The 14,651-nt window shown below is 70.6% G+C and carries 12 protein-coding genes; 5 read left to right on the top strand and 7 right to left on the bottom strand.

The window, feature by feature from the left end; all coding sequences use genetic code 11:
• Window positions 1–26: 26 nt before the first annotated feature.
• Window positions 27–728 carry a DUF4142 domain-containing protein gene (locus ADK57_RS20475; RefSeq protein WP_199830635.1) on the bottom strand — a complete coding sequence of 234 codons (702 nt, stop codon included), beginning with the start codon at window positions 726–728 and terminating at the stop codon, window positions 27–29.
• A gap of 341 nt (window positions 729–1,069) precedes the next feature.
• Between ADK57_RS20475 and ADK57_RS20470 the strand changes: the two genes are divergently transcribed.
• Window positions 1,070–1,771 carry a DUF6445 family protein gene (locus ADK57_RS20470; RefSeq protein WP_053750973.1) on the top strand — a complete coding sequence of 234 codons (702 nt, stop codon included), beginning with the start codon at window positions 1,070–1,072 and terminating at the stop codon, window positions 1,769–1,771.
• 16 nt (window positions 1,772–1,787) lie between these two features.
• Here ADK57_RS20470 and ADK57_RS20465 read toward each other — a convergent pair whose 3' ends face one another.
• Both ADK57_RS20465 and ADK57_RS20460 read right to left on the bottom strand, forming a co-directional pair.
• The gene (locus ADK57_RS20465; protein WP_053750923.1) at window positions 1,788–2,960 is read right to left on the bottom strand and encodes an aminopeptidase P family protein; all 1,173 of its coding nucleotides are present in this window, start codon (window positions 2,958–2,960) and stop codon (window positions 1,788–1,790) included.
• A gap of 148 nt (window positions 2,961–3,108) precedes the next feature.
• The gene (locus ADK57_RS20460) at window positions 3,109–3,600 is read right to left on the bottom strand and encodes a hypothetical protein (RefSeq protein WP_053750922.1); all 492 of its coding nucleotides are present in this window, start codon (window positions 3,598–3,600) and stop codon (window positions 3,109–3,111) included.
• Between the two features lie 222 nt (window positions 3,601–3,822).
• On the opposite strand from ADK57_RS20460, the gene ADK57_RS20455 reads away from it, so the two are divergent.
• Window positions 3,823–4,377 carry a DUF7144 family membrane protein gene (locus ADK57_RS20455; protein ID WP_053750921.1) on the top strand — a complete coding sequence of 185 codons (555 nt, stop codon included), beginning with the start codon at window positions 3,823–3,825 and terminating at the stop codon, window positions 4,375–4,377.
• A 36-nt stretch (window positions 4,378–4,413) separates the two neighbouring features.
• Here the strand turns inward: ADK57_RS20455 and ADK57_RS20450 are convergent, their stop codons facing one another.
• The gene (locus ADK57_RS20450; RefSeq protein ID WP_053750920.1) at window positions 4,414–4,785 is read right to left on the bottom strand and encodes a DUF6479 family protein; all 372 of its coding nucleotides are present in this window, start codon (window positions 4,783–4,785) and stop codon (window positions 4,414–4,416) included.
• A gap of 57 nt (window positions 4,786–4,842) precedes the next feature.
• The gene (locus tag ADK57_RS20445) at window positions 4,843–5,412 is read right to left on the bottom strand and encodes a TetR family transcriptional regulator (RefSeq protein WP_234390328.1); all 570 of its coding nucleotides are present in this window, start codon (window positions 5,410–5,412) and stop codon (window positions 4,843–4,845) included.
• 255 nt (window positions 5,413–5,667) lie between these two features.
• On the opposite strand from ADK57_RS20445, the gene ADK57_RS20440 reads away from it, so the two are divergent.
• Window positions 5,668–6,426 (top strand): dienelactone hydrolase family protein, encoded by a 759-nt coding sequence (locus tag ADK57_RS20440; RefSeq protein ID WP_053750919.1) that lies wholly within the window; start codon window positions 5,668–5,670, stop codon window positions 6,424–6,426.
• Window positions 6,427–6,533: 107 nt separating this feature from the next.
• On the top strand, window positions 6,534–7,187 hold the full coding sequence (locus tag ADK57_RS20435; RefSeq protein WP_234390327.1) for a hypothetical protein: 654 nt from the start codon (window positions 6,534–6,536) through the stop codon (window positions 7,185–7,187).
• 30 nt (window positions 7,188–7,217) lie between these two features.
• Here the strand turns inward: ADK57_RS20435 and fxsT are convergent, their stop codons facing one another.
• Together fxsT and ADK57_RS20425 are read right to left on the bottom strand one after the other, a co-directional pair.
• Complete coding sequence (fxsT, locus tag ADK57_RS20430; protein WP_159050112.1) at window positions 7,218–10,037, bottom strand: FxSxx-COOH system tetratricopeptide repeat protein; 2,820 nt, start codon at window positions 10,035–10,037, stop codon at window positions 7,218–7,220.
• Window positions 10,038–10,263: 226 nt separating this feature from the next.
• Window positions 10,264–12,153, bottom strand: coding sequence for a hypothetical protein (locus ADK57_RS20425; RefSeq protein WP_159050111.1), 1,890 nt, complete (start codon window positions 12,151–12,153; stop codon window positions 10,264–10,266).
• Between ADK57_RS20425 and ADK57_RS20420 the strand changes: the two genes are divergently transcribed.
• Window positions 12,140–14,614: an MFS transporter gene (locus ADK57_RS20420; protein ID WP_107091604.1), complete on the top strand. Its 2,475-nt coding sequence runs from the start codon at window positions 12,140–12,142 to the stop codon at window positions 14,612–14,614. The genes ADK57_RS20425 and ADK57_RS20420 overlap by 14 nt on opposite strands.
• Window positions 14,615–14,651 lie beyond the last annotated feature (37 nt).

Raw genomic sequence — 14,651 nt, 5'->3', positions numbered from 1 at the left:
GGCGACCGGTCACCCCACCGACGGGCTCAGGGCGTGATGGTCGGGGTCGCGGTCGCGGTCGCCGGCGGACTGAGGACGACCATCGGCTCACCGGCCTGCGGCGCCGGCGGGGTGAGGTCGTCGCTGGGCAGTTTCGGCGGGGTGGTCTGCTGGAAGAGGGCCTGGTCGTAGTTGACCAGGCCGGTCTTCTCCATGACCGTGATGTGGTCCAGGACGGTGTTGTTGGCCTGGTCGGCCAGCTGCCGTATCAGCGAGTTCTTGGTGGTGGAGCGGATCTTCGCGATCGTGTTGAAGATCGAACCGTGCGTGGTACGCAGGATGTTGGCGAAGTTGGAGTCGAACGCCTTGCCGGTCTGCGAGTCGATCTGGTTCACGAAGGACACCTGCTGCGGACTCGCCACGTTCGGGAGGGTGATGTTCAGCATCGGGGCGATCTTGCGGCAGCTGGCGTCCAGCGCCGCGTGCCCGTCGACGAGGTGCTCGGATGCGGTCTTGACCTCCGGGGTCGTCCCCTTCTTCAGGCCGATCTGCCCCAGCGGGTACTCCCACAGCCCGGCCGCGCGCACCTTCACCACGAAGTCCCGGTCCCCCTCCGTCAACGGCCCCCACTGTGTCTGGGCGATGATCCGGTCCTGGGAGCTGGAGACGGTGTCGAGGCCGAGCATCGATGGGTAGGCGAGTGCGCCCAGAGTCAGCGTGAGGGCACCGCCCACAAAGAGGGTTCCCATCGCATTCCGTGACAGCGGCACCTTGCCTCCTACCCGGTCGGGGGCCCGCCGTCAGGCGGGTCGGACGCATATGAGTACGCACGTCGAGGCGTAGGTGTTCATCAGCCCCGGGTGCTTCCTCGTCGCCGCCTCAGAAATGCATCCCTCGCCCGTACGGCCGCTCGGCGCAGACCACCTGCGGAAACGGCCCGCGAGGATCGCACGCAACGAGGGCCGCGCCGACGGGTGTTGCGGTGGCGGGCACGCCGGCCGTCCGGATCCGCCGGTCGGGATTGACACAAGCTTGACCGGTTCGCGGGCGAGTGCAGAGGGACCCCGGAGATACCTTCACGCGCATGTCCATGTCAGCAAGGCGGCGCCCGGCGGGGACCCCCGGGCCCCCGCGGACGCCCCTCCCCGTCCTCCCTTACCGCAAGCCCACCAAGGGCCGTGACTACTGGGTCCTGGACGACGTACTGCCGGACGTGGACGCCGTACGGGAACGCTGCCTCGCCAAGGACGACTGGACCGAGGGATACCCGCACAAGCCCGAGGCCTGGCCGGGACTGCGTGCGATGCCCGGCCTCGAACCGTCCGAACTGGCCCGCGTGGAGCGCCTGGTGCGGCAGGCGACCGGAGCCGGGGAACTGTGGGTGCAGCGCACGCCCGGCGGCGGCACCCTCAACCACAACTGCGTCCAGGTGGTGGGGGAGGGCGAGAGCACGCCCCGCCCGCACACCGACTCCCGCTCCCTGTGCCGGTACGCGGCCGTCCTCTACCTCAACCCCGGCGTCCCCAAGGACTGCGGCACCAGCTTCTACCGGCAGTCCCTGCCCGGCGGACGGCTCGGTGGCAACGTCGTCCAGGCCCCGCACAACAACCTCGTCGACGCCCTCGGCACCCGGTTCGTCGCCCCGGACGCCTTCGAGGAGGACGTCCGCGTGCCCCACAGGTACAACCGGCTGCTCCTCTACAACGCCAACCTCGTGCACAGTGCGACCGGTTACTCCGGCCTCACGCTGGAGGAGAAGCGGATGACGGCGGTCTTCTTCTGGATGGCGTGAGCCCCCACCAGGGGACTCAGCTGACCACGGCCATCTCGTGCGGTGTCGCGTTCAGCCGCCGCCCGCCCGTCTCCGTGCACGCCACGATGTCCTCGATACGGACACCGAAGCGGCCGGGCAGATAGATGCCGGGCTCGATCGAGAAGCACATCCCGGGCACCAGCGGTCGCTGTTCGCCCGCCACGAGGTACGGCGGCTCGTGCGTGGTGACACCGATGCCGTGGCCGGTGCGGTGGATGAAGTACTCGCCGTAGCCGGCGTCCTCGATCACCATGCGGGCCACCCGGTCGATCTCCTCGCAGGGCACCCCGGGCTGTACGGCCTCGAAGGCGGCCTGCTGCGCCAGGCGCACGACGTCGTGCACCGCGCGTTCCTCGTCCGTGGGCTCGCCGACATGCACGGTCCGCGTGGTGTCCGAGCCGTACCCGTCCTTCAGACCGCCGAAGTCCAGGACCACCATGTCGCCGTCCACGATGGTGCGTCGGCCCGCCTCGTGGTGCGGGTTGGCGCCGTTGGGCCCGGAGCCGACGACGGTGAAGTCGACCTGGCTGTGCCCGTGCCGGCGCAGCAGATGGGCGAGGTCGGCGGCCACGTCGGCCTCCCGGCGCCCGGCGAACCGTACGGACAGGATCGCCTCGTACGTCGCGTCCGCCGCCGCCCCCGCCGCCGCGAGCCGTGCCAACTCGTGGTCGTCCTTGACCGCCCGCAGCATCGGCAGCGAGGTGGTCAGGGCCCGGTAGGTGGTGAGCGGCAGGGCCTCCTGGAGGCCGAGGAGGTGCAGGGCCCAGGTGGAATCGGAGATGCCGATGGGGGCACCTCCCACGCCCTTGAGGCTGTGGGGGAGGCCGCCCGGGCGCAGGAGGCCGGCCGCCGCCGCGTACGGGTCCTGGCCGTCCCGCCACTCCGACAGCCGCAGGGCGCCCGCACCGGGGGCCGCCTCCGCCTCCGGGCGTTCCAGCGCGGGGACCAGCAGCCGGGGTTCCGACTCGGGGATCAGCACCAGCAGGGTGAGGCGTTCGGTGACCGCGGTGGGCCGGTAGCCGCACAGCCAGACCAGGTCGGGGCCGGGGGTGACGAGCAGTCCGGAGAGTCCGGCGGCGGCCGCGTCCCTTGTGGCCCGGGCCATACGGTCCGCGTGGTCCTGCTCGGTGAAGGCCACCGGTGTCCTGCTCATCGGTGTCTCGCTCATCGCCCTGCCTTGTCGCCGCGGTGCCGTGCGCTGACCTGTTCATTGGACGGGGGGAGGGGGCGGTGCGTGCGGGTGGACTGGGCCGTTCGGGTGAACCGGGAGGTCCCGGCACCGCACCTCGCCGCACCGCTCCGTACCGCCTCACCTCTCAGTACCGCACCGCCCGCCCCACCTTCGCTCCCACCTCGCCGCCCAGCTTCCGTGTGCTGCGGGCCGTGGCCTTGGCGGACTCGCCGGAGGAGACGTCGGAGACGGTGACGACGACCGTGTCGACCCGGTTGCCGCCCTGGTCGGTGAAGTCGACCTGGACGAGGAACGACCTCGTCGAGCCGACGGTGTTGTCCACCGTGACCTCGACCTTCGTACGGCCGTCGCCGTCGGTGGCCGGGATTCCCAGCTTCACGTCGCCCTTGGCGTCCACGCCGCCCTTGACCTCGTCGAACTTCCGGCCCGCCTCCGCCGTCGCCGACGCGAACGCGGCCGTCGCCTCCGCACCCGCCGAACGCGCCGCCGACGCCGCCCTGCTGACCGCGTCCGAGGGGCTGTCGTCGTCGGAGCAGCCGGTCAGCGTGGTCAGCGCGGCGGCCACGACCGCCGTCAGTGCCGTGCCGGTCGCCCAGCGTGCCCGGTAACCGGCCATGTCGCCTCCAGGAGTGCGGTTGGGATGCCCGTCGGGTGCCCTTCGGGTTCCAGTGAAGGCCCGCGGGCGTACGGCCGCATGCCGGACGTCACCCGGACGGTCCGTCCCTCTGGCGACGGCCCCCGTGCCGCCCGATCGTCGAAGGAGTCGAACGACTCAAGCGACTCAAGCGACTCATGCGACTCGAACCGCTCGCAGACTCGGAAGAAACGGGGCTCGCCCATGACCCAGCAACCGCACCGAACCGAGCCGCAGACCGGCGCAGGTCAGCAGCCGACGGGCGGGCAGCAACCGCCGGTCTGGGACGACACCCACCGCTCGGCCGGCATGCCGCCCGGCCGGGCCGACTACGGCTACACCCCGACGCCGACCGAGACCGGCTGGGCCGCGGGCGGCGTCGTCTTCGCCGGTGTCCTGATGCTGATGAACGGCGTCCTGGCGATCTTCCAGGGCATCTCCGCGCTCGCCGAGGACGACGTGTGGGCCAACCTCGGCGACTACGTCTACAAGATCAACCTCACCGGCTGGGGCGTCATCCTCATCTGCCTCGGCGCCGTGGCCGTGCTCACCGGCGCGGGCATCCTCAAGGGCGCCGAGTGGGCCCGCGTGACCGGCATCTTCCTGGCGTCCCTCAGCCTGGTCGCCCAGTTCCTGTTCCTGCCTTACGCGCCGGTCTGGTCGGTCATCATGGTCGCCGTCAACCTCTTCGTGATCTGGTCGCTGGCGGTGTACCGGCACAACTCTTCAGCGCGCGGCAACACTTCGGCGGAGCGCTGATCCCCGCCGGTTCGGTCGTTACCGGGGGTCACACGGTCACACGTGCCCGAGGCCCCCGCTGCCGAAGGAACCGCTGGAACCAGGCAGCCAGCGCTTTCGGTGCTGGTCCTTTCCTCGTCTGGTTCCGGCGTGGTGGAGTTGATACGGCATGAGCCGTTCCCGCTTGTCCTCGGGGATCGGCAACTCGTCCGGCTCCCGCATCTCCCGCATCTCGCGGACGGCGCCGGTCGAGGGAAGATGCGCCTGCTCGTCGGGCCGGGGCCGGGGCAGTTCCCGGTCCTGGACCCGCATGCCGAACTGCACGGCCCACACCAGGGCACCGGCGATGAGCAGGCCACCGGCAAAGGCGGCGATCACGTTGAGTACATCGCTCGACGAGGCCGCCAGTACAAACGTTGCGGTACTCATGGTTCCGATTATCGCCGAAATGGGCGGTTGATGTGTGGCTCGGGCCACATGATTTTGCTATCGGGGCGTCGGTGCCGACGCCGGTGCCGGTGCCAGTGCCGCGAACGCCTCGTCCAGCAGCGTGACCAGGTCGAGACGGCCGTCGGAGGCGGTCCAGTGGTCCAGGGCGACGTTCAGGCAGTCGAGCGCGGCGGCCGCCCGGACCGTCTGCCCGAGGGTCACGGACTCCGGGTTGCCCGCACGCTCCGCGAGTGCCTCGGCCAGTGCGGGCGTCCAGCTGCGCTGCTTCTCCAGGTGCCGGGCGCACAGCGCGGGTGTCTCCCGGACGAGCCGGGTCGTCGCCAGCGCACCCGCCGGGTCCTCGTGATACCGCCCGATGACCGTGTCCAGCGCCCGCCGCAGCGCCGTCCAGTCGCCCTCGTCGGCGGGACGGGCGCGCAGGGCGTCGGCGACCCGCCGGTCATGCCCGTCGAAGGCGGCCAGGACGGCGTCCTCCTTGGTGCCGAAGTACCGCAGGAAGGTGCTCCGGGACACCCCGGCGGCCGCGGCCAGGTCGTCGAGGGTGACCTTGTCGAACCCCTCGCGACGGAACAGCTCGAAGGCCACCTGGGCGAGTTCGGCCCGCACGGCGGCTCGGGCGATATCCCTGGTGTTCGTACGCGTGTTCGCATTCGCTTTCGTGCTCGTGCTCGTGCTTGCACTGGTGCTCGCGCTCGTACGTGCTGCTGCTCCTGTCACCCTGCGATCGTAGCCCGCTGGAAGGACCTTGCTTGCAGTCTCGGTACTCAGTGGCTAGCGTGACGCTGAGTTTCACATACGGCACTTCTCTTCACGTAGGCCCGACCCTGCGGCCCTGCTGCAGGAGCAGGAAAGGCACACACCATGACCCCCGTGCACGGCTCGCCCGTCGACATACCCACCCCGGACGGCACCGCCGACGCCTACCTGGCCCACCCCGACGACGGCGCCCCGCACCCCGCCGTCCTGCTCTACATGGACGCCTTCGGCCTGCGCCCGCACCTGAAGTCGATGGCGGACCGCCTGGCCGCGGCGGGCTACACGGTCCTGGTCCCCAACGTCTTCCACCGCTACGGCCGCGCTCCCGTCGTGGACCTGCCGGAGTTCATCAACCCGGCAGAGCGCCCGGAGATCATCCAGGCCCTCCGCCCGGCCGCCGAAACCCTCACCCCCGAGGCGGCGATGCGCGACGCCGCCGCCTACCTCGACTGGCTGGCCGCGTCCCCGCTGACCACCGACGGCCCGGCCGGCGTCACCGGCTACTGCATGGGCGCGGGCCTCGCCCTGCGCACGGCCGGCACCTACCCCGACCGCATCGCCGCCGCGGCCGGCTTCCACGGCGCCTACCTCGCGACCGACGCCCCGAACAGCCCCCACCTGCTCGCCGAACACATCACGGCCGAGCTGTACTTCGGCCACGCGGACCAGGACTCCACCAACCCCGCCGAATCCATCGACCGCCTGGACAAGGCCCTCACGGAAGCGGGCGTCCGCCACCGCACGGAGGTCTACGAGGGCGCCCACCACGGATTCACGCAGGCCGACACGGCGATGTACGGGGCGGAGGCGACGGAACGCCACTGGAGGGCCCTGCTGGACTTGCTCGACAGGTCCTTCCGGTAGTTGACGGTGTCGCCGGAGGAGCGGCACCTGCCCTGGTGGTGGGGCAGTGGTGCTCCGCCGGACTTATGGTGTGTGAGGCGCTGTACAGGGAGTCTGGCGGGGGACTGATGTCTGAGATCGGAGTGCCCGGCCCGGGACTTGTCCCGGACGAGACGGACGAGACAGGCGAGACAGGCGAGACAGGCGAGACGGGCGAGGCAACGGAGCCACAGGGTGCCGAGGGCCACGCCGCGCATCGCGGAGCCTCCCCGACCCGGCGGCGACTGTCGTGTCTGGCGGTCGGCGTGGCATTTCTCGCCCTGTCGGCCGGAGGCCTCGTCTGGCTCTTCCAGGACGAGCTGTTCCATCCCTTCGGAGACGCCCGAGCCTGCGAAGGCAGCGACACGAGCCTACCGAAGGTCATCTCGGCCGGCGGCACCCCGCTCCCCGCCGACGCCTCGGAAATCCACTACGCCACCGACGACGGCACCGCCCAGGTCTCCTTCCTGACCAGCCGGCTCCCGGACTACCTGCACCGCGCGGGCCTCGTCCCGGACGGCGCCCCCCTGCTCGACGAGCGGTACGGCAGCGCGTACGCGCTCGGCACGGACGAGACCGAGTTGCCGAAGGGGCTCTGCGGCCCGGCCCTTCGGGGCCCTGCGTGGAGTTACCTCGCGACCGGGTCGGGGCCGGGGGTGAACGTCCTGGTGGAGCGTTCGCCGATCGGGACAGACGGGTTCCGGGATCCGGCTCGGGTGATGGTGTCCTTCGACGTCGGCTGAGCGGGAGGAGCCGGGCGTTCGTCCGGTGCCCTAGCTGTTCCGGTCGAGGTGGTCGAGGAAGCGGGCGGTGCGCAGGGTGTCGGGGTGGTCCTCGCCCAGGACGCGCCGTTGGCGGTCCAGTGTGTCTTCGGCGAGGGTGCGGGCCTGCTCGGTCTCGCCCACTTCCGACAGGTCGATGGCGTGGTTGCCGGCGGTGGTCAGGGTGTCGGGGTGGTCCTCGCCCAGGACGCGCCGTCGTCGGGCCAACGTGTCTTCGCTGAGGGCGCGGGCCTGTTCGGTCTCGCCCAGGTCGGCCACCCGGATGGCGAGGTTGTTGGCGGTGCTCAGGGTGTCGGGGTGGTCCTCGCCCAGGACGCGCCGTTGGCGGTCCAGTGTGTCCTGGCCGAGGGTGCGGGCCTGTTCGGTCTCATCCAGATCCGCCAGCCAGTTGGTGAGGTTGCTTGCGGTGCGCAGGGTGTCGGGGTGGTCCTCGCCCAGGACGCGCCGTCGTCGGGCCAGCGTGTCCTGGCCGAGGGTGCGGGCCTGTTCGGTCTCGCTCAGAGCCGCGTGCCAGATGGCGAGATTGCTTGCGGTGCTCAGAGTGTCGGGGTGGTCCTCGCCCAGGACGCGCCGTCGTCGGGCCAGCGTGTCCTGGCCGAGGGTGCGGGCCTGTTCGGTCTCGCCCAGATCCGCCAGCCAGATGGCGAGGTTGCTTGCGGTGCGCAGGGTGTCGGGGTGGTCTTCGCCCTGGACGTGCCGTTGGCGAGTCAGGGTGTCCCGGCCGAGGGTGCGGGCCTGTTCGGTTTCGCCCAGAGCCGCCAGGCGGTTGGCGAGGTTGCTTGCGGTGCGCAGGGTGTCGGGGTGGTCTTCGCCCTGGACGTGCCGTTGACGGGTCAGGGTGTCTTCGCCGAGGGCGCGGGCCTCTTCGGTCTCATTCAGAGCCGCCAGCCAGTTGGCGAGATTGCTGGCGGTGATCAGGGTGTCGGGATGGTCCTTGCCCTGCTTCTGACGCAGTCGCGTGAGGGCGTCTTCGTCCAGGTCGCGGGCCCGGGTGTGGTCGTTGGTGTCGGCGTAGGCGCGGGCGAGGTTTCCTGCCGCCCACAGGGTGTTCGCGTTGTCGGGTCCCAGGTGCCGGGTCCAGCTCTGGTGCAGGCTCTGCAGGCGGGGCAGGGCGGTGGGGGCGGCGGCGCGGTCCATCAGATACCAGGTGGCCTGGCAGGCGGCGGCCCGGGCCTCCGAGGTGGTGAGGTCGGTGGGGTCGATGGCCAGCAGGTGAGGCAGGAGGGCGGGCCAGCGGGGCCAGGTGCCCGGATCAGCGGCGTCACCGGGGGAGGCGGAGGCCAGTAGGAGGCTGGCGTGGTGGCCGGCCTGGGTGCGCTGCTCAGGGGTGAGCCGGCTGCGAAGGATGGCCTGCGTCAGGCGATGCAGCTGCACGCTGCCGCCGGCGATGCGGGCCAGCCCGAAGCGGTCCACCGCAGCCAGCACCCGCCTGAAGGCGCGGGGGTCGGACAGCATGTGCACCAGCCCGGAGTCGTCACCCCCGTCGGGATGGCCGCTGACGGTGGTGATGGCGTGCAGGGGGAAGGGCTCGGGGGCCAGCAGGGCGCAGGCGCGCAGCAGGTTGGCGGCGGCGGGATCCTGAGCGGTGAGACGCTCCATGCTCAGGCTGATCTGTGCGGTCAGGGAGCGGGGGTAGTCGGGCGGGGCACCGTCGTCATTCGCGTCGCTGGCATGACGTTCCAACAGGTCCAGGTACTGCCGGGGAGTGAAGGCCGTCAGGGCTTCGGCAGCCTGCACCAGAGCCAGCGGCAGATCATCCAGGGCCTCGGCCAGCCCTCCGGCGTCCTTCTCGCTGAGTCCGCGGCTGCGGGAACGCAACAGCGCGACGGACTCCGCGCGGGCCAGGACGTCGACATCCACCAGGGCGGCGATGTGATGCCAGCGCGGGTTGCGCGAGGTGATCAGCACGTGCCCCGCTCCGGCCGGCAGATACCCGGCCAGCTCGGCCGGGTCCTCGGCGTTGTCGAAGACCAGCAGCCATCGCGCCCGGGTCCGCAACTCCGCACCCAAGGCCTCCAGCGCTTCCACCGGGGGGCTACCGCGCTGAGCACAACCGGTGGCGACGGCCAGCGCGGCCAACTGGTCCGGAATCAGCGTGGGATCCTCCGCCGCGACCCACCAGGCCAGCTCGTACTCCCCGCTGAACCGGTGGGCGTACTCGATCGCGAGCTGGGTCTTGCCCACCCCGCCCCGCCCGTCCAGTGCCAGGACCGCGACCGTACGCGTCCCGGCCAGCCCGGTCCGCACGGTCACCAGCAGCTCGTCCCGCCCGGTGAAGCCGGCGTTGCGGGCCGGGATGTTCCACACCCGCGGCAGACTTCCCGGCAACCGCGGGCCGGTCGCTCCCATCTCCCGCAACCTGCCCGGCACCTCGCCCTCCGGGAAGAGGGGCGGACTGTCCGGCGCACCGGGCGGCCCCGCCACCGCCCGCAGCAGCACGGCACGGGCCTGCTCCTCACCCAGCCCGAACAGATCCGGAGTCAGCAACGGGCGCAGCAGCTTCGGAGTGGCGGCGTCCTCGATGCGCACCGGCACCAACTGCTCCCGCGCAGCCAGCACCGCCGTCCACTCGTCCTCGGTGAACCGGCCGAGGTCGAAGTACGCGCGGGAGAACAGGGCCACCGTCCGCCCCTGCTCCAGGGCACGGCTCATCCTCGTGACGAAGTTCTCCCCGGCACCCCAGTGCCACACATCCAGCTCGACCTCGTACCCGGCATCCTGCAACTGCCAGGCCACCCACTCCGCCCACGCCCGATCCGCACCCGCATGCGACACGAACAACCGCCCGCCCACAGCACCCCCGACACTCACCCGCGCACCCCCGTACTCGTCCCCCACCGAGGCTAGAACCACCAGGGCGGCCCCGTCCTCCTCTCACCCTGATACCTGAACAAATGAGCATCCGGCTGCTTTCACCGAAATTCCCCCCTGCGCGACCATCAGCTTCCCCGGCGCCCGTCGGACGCGAAGACCTCGGCAAGCAGGCGGCCCGGGGGCGCCCGGGAGGCGGCGCTCGGACCGGCCGGTCGTCCTCCGGCTAGCGTCGGTTGAGGGAACGTGTGATGCCGATGACCATCGTCGTGGCGAGGATCCATCCGCAGCCGGTGAGCAGGTAGCCGATCCACTGGGTGCCGGGCGTGGGGGTGAACGCCGTCCCCTGTCCGAGGCCTATGACGGGGAGCAGATGGTCGAGGGTGAAGATCACCGGGTTGAAGACCTCGGTACCACCGGAGGCGTTGCGGGTGGGCCGCTGGACTGTAAAGACGACGGAGCCGAGGGCCAGCAGGCCTGTCAGCCAGAGGCCGGCGCGCATCGGCCGATAGCCGTAGCCGACCGTGATGTCCTGGATCGCTCCCCAGGCGCGGGCAGGTCGTGGCAGGGTCCTGCGGCGGAGGCGCTCCTTGAGCAGCGAGACGGTGCGTGCGTCGTCGTCGTGGCCCAACGAGCGGTATGCGAGGGCCAGTTGCTCGAACGGTTGCGGGGCGTAACCGGAGCTGTCGCGAAGCAGCCACCGTATGCGCTGTCTCGGCGGCAGCGGGTTCTCGAACCGGTCGTAGCGCAGACCGTCGAGCTTCAACTCGTCGGGCCAGCTCTGCGATGCGTCCCGGATGATTCCGAACATGGCGTGACGGAGGTCGACCAGGCCCCGCGGGTGCTGCCTCATCCGCAGATCCACCTCTTCCGCATGGGCGTGCGGCATGGCAAGCGCGACGCCGCCCGGGGTCATGACCCGCGCATCCCGCAAGGTGATCCGGCCGTTCACCCTGGCTCCAGCCAGATCGATACTCCCTTCCGCGGTGAAGCCGCTGTTGAGGTGCAGGCTTGTGCCGACCTCCAGGTGGTATCCGTGCAGCGCCCTGCCGCCCGGGTTGCTCAACTGAGCACCCCAAAAACGCACGACCCCCTCGACTCTGGCGCCCGGAAAGTCGACTTCGCCCACAGTCTTGAGCCGGTCGCACAACACGTCGCCCTCGACGTGCATCCGTGAGGCCGTCAGCGCTGCGCCCCCGGGGCTCGACAACTGGGCGTCACTCATGTCGAGGTCACCGCCGACGTGAGCGCTGCGCAGGATCACCTCGCCCTCAGCGGTGAATCCGTGGCGCATCCGTATGTGGTCGTCCACCTGAAGCCGGTTGGCGGTCAGGGCGGGTCCGTCGGAGTTGGTCAGCAGGCTTCCGTCGAGGTCGAGGATGCCGGTGATGTGAGTACCGTCCAGCTTCAGCAAGCCGTCCAGCCGGCAACGACGAACCTTCAAGGTGCCGTCGACCGAGGCATTGGCGGCGTAGAAACGGACCAGGCGGCAACGCTTCAGGCTGAACTGCCGGGTGCGCGCGCTGTAAAGGGTGACCCTGCCTCGGAAGTCGCAGCCGTCCATGGTGACTCGGTACGGAATCTCGGCATAGTCGAGCTCCAACGATCCGTCGACGCGCGCGCCGTCAAGACGCAGTGCGGGTACGTGCCCCGGCTCGGCGACAGCGCCGTCGAGCAGCAACCACGTGAGCGCAGCGCCCCTGACCACGCGGTCGGGCCCCCAATGATCGCTGTTGGCCGGATCATCCTCCACCGGATCACCGACCCGCAGATCCAGTCTCTCGCCGCGCGAGAACGCGTCCCGAACACGCAGTTCCACCGGAGTCAGATCCTCTGCGCGCACGCTCGTCCCCCCCGGCCGCGTTGCCCGTAGGTTACCCACGAGGGCCTGGCCCAGGGCAGCTTCGCCCGGGAATGGGTGACGAGAACCGAACTCGCGCTCTCGGCTCCAGAGGCCGCCGGACCGGCGACCTGGTGCACCGGGGCGAACGGGCCTTTGCCGAGTCTTTGAGGCCGTCCACCCCCAATCCACTTGCCTGCAGCAACCATCCGAAACCATGCTTGCCTTACGCAACAAGCAGCGCGGGAAGCGAAGGGCGCCCATGGCATCGTCCACACCGACCGGAGTGCGGGCTCAGGGAAGCCAGGGGCCCGGATCCGCCGAAGCCGCCGCCGCTCCCATGACCCACCGCCAGATCATGGAAGCCCTGACCGGACTCCTGCTCGGCATGTTCGTGGCGATCCTCTCCTCGACGATCGTCTCGAACGCCCTCCCCCGCATCATCGCCGACCTCGGCGGAGGCCAGTCCGCCTACACCTGGGTCGTCACGGCGTCGCTCCTGACGATGACCGCGTCCGTCCCCCTCTGGGGCAAGCTGGCGGACCTCTTCTCCAAGAAACTGCTCGTGCAACTCGCGCTGAGCGTCTTCGTCTGCGCCTCCGCCGTCGCCGGGATCTCCCAGAGCCCCGGCATGCTCATCGTCTGCCGAGCGGTCCAGGGCATCGGCATGGGCGGCCTGACCTCGCTCGCGCAGATCATCCTCGCGGCGATGGTCCCGCCACGGGAGCGCGGTCGGTACAGCGGCTACCTCGGTGCCACCTTCGCCACCGCGATGGTCGCCGGACCGCTGATCGGTGGCGTCATCACCGACACCAGCTGGCTCGGCTGGCGCTGGATCTTCTACATAGGCGTGCCGTTCGCGGTCGTCGCGCTGGTCGTGCTGCAGCGCACCCTGCGCCTGCCCGTCGTCCGCCGGGAGATCAAGGTCGACTGGGCGGGGGCCTTCTTCATCACCTCCGGTGTCTGCCTGCTCCTCCTCTGGGTGACCTTCGCGGGGGACAGGTACGACTGGCTGTCCTGGCAGACGTACGCGATGGTCGGCGGCACCGCCGTCCTCCTCGCCGCCTTCGTCCTCACGGAGACCAGGGCCGGCCAGCCGATCATCCCCCTCCGCCTCTTCCGCAACCGCACCATCACCCTCGCCGCCCTGGCCTCGCTCTTCGTCGGCGTCGCGATGTACGTCGCGATCATCTACTTCAGCCAGTACTTCCAGCTGGCCCGCGGCAAGTCGCCCACGATGTCCGGCGTGATGACCATCCCGATGATCGTCGGGCTCGCCGGCGCCTCCACGGTCTCCGGCCGGATCATCACCCGCACCGGCCGGTGGAAGGCGTGGCTGCTGGCCGGTGGTCTGTTCGTCAGCGCGGGCCTCGGCCTCCTCGGCACCATCCGCTACGACACCACGTACTGGCACATCGCCATCTTCATGGCACTGCTCGGCCTCGGGATCGGCATGATGATGCAGAACCTGGTCCTGGCCACGCAGAACCAGGTCGAGGTCGCCGACCTCGGCGCCGCCTCCTCCACGGTGAACTTCTTCCGCTCGCTCGGCGGCACCCTCGGCACCTCCGCGCTGGGCGCGGTCCTCGCCCACCGCATCACGCACTACCTCACCGACGGACTGGCCGGCCTCGACCCGAAGTACCGCGCCGCGCTCGCCTCGGCCGACTCCTCCGACACCATCCCCGACGTCGCCACCCTCCCCGGGCCCCTCCGCACGGTCGTCGAGAGCTCCTACGGCCACGGAATCGCCGACATCTTCCTGTACGCGGCCCCCTTCGCCCTCGTCGCCTTCCTCTTCTGCCTGTTCATCAAGGAGGTCCCGCTGAGGAAGGCGAAGGGGACGGGACCCGCCAACGTCCCGTCGCCCAAGGGAGAACCCACGGAAGAACCCAGGCAAGAACCCAGGCAAGAACCCAAGCCAGAATCCACGCCAGAACCCAGGCCGGAACCCACGCCGGAAGAAGCCCCCAGCGGCATCCCGGTACGCGGCTCCGTCCGCGGCACCGACGCCACCCCCGTCCCGCACGCCGCCGTCACCCTCATCTCCCTCACCGGCCGGCAACTGGACCGCGCGCTCGCCCGGCCCGACGGCTCCTACGCCCTGCGCGCCCCCGCCCCGGGCTCGTACGTCCTCATCGCCTCCGCCGACGGCTTCCGGCCCCAGGCCTCGACCATCGCCATGGACGACGGCGCGCCCGTCTCGTACGACGTCCTTCTCGCCGGCGCGAGCGGCCTGACCGGCGTCGTCCGCGCCGCGCAGACGGGCACGCCGGTCAAGGACGCGATGGTCGTCGTCACGGATGTGCGAGGTGATCTGCTCGCCACCCGGACCACCGGTGAGCAGGGCGAGTTCGACTTCACCGAACTGCCCCCCGGCCCGGTCACCCTCGCCGTCAACGCCGACGGGCACCGCCCTCGCGCCCTCCCCGTCGAGATCGGCGGCACCGGTGTCACTCGGATCGAGGTCGACCTCGACTCCGGCGCCCGCCTCCAGGGCGTCGTACGAGCCCCGAGCGGCCCCCTCGCCGACGCCCGGGTGACGCTGGTCGACGCGGCCGGGAATGTCGTCGGCACGGCGACGACCGGAACGGACGGGGCGTACGCCTTCACCGATCTGGCCGTCGGCGAGTACACCGTGATCGCCACCGGATACCCGCCCACCGCCACCGCGCTGACCCTCAACGGCCGTGCGGTGGACGACCACGACGTCGAACTCGGCCACTCGGACGCCTAGTTCGCGTCACTCCCCTTCGTTTCATCCTCAACAGGCA

Origin of the sequence: Streptomyces sp. MMG1533 (assembly GCF_001279775.1) — a bacterium.
Classification (GTDB): domain Bacteria; phylum Actinomycetota; class Actinomycetes; order Streptomycetales; family Streptomycetaceae; genus Streptomyces.
The sequence above is the reverse complement of the archived record's forward strand: the minus strand, read 5'-3'. Positions and strand labels throughout refer to the sequence as shown.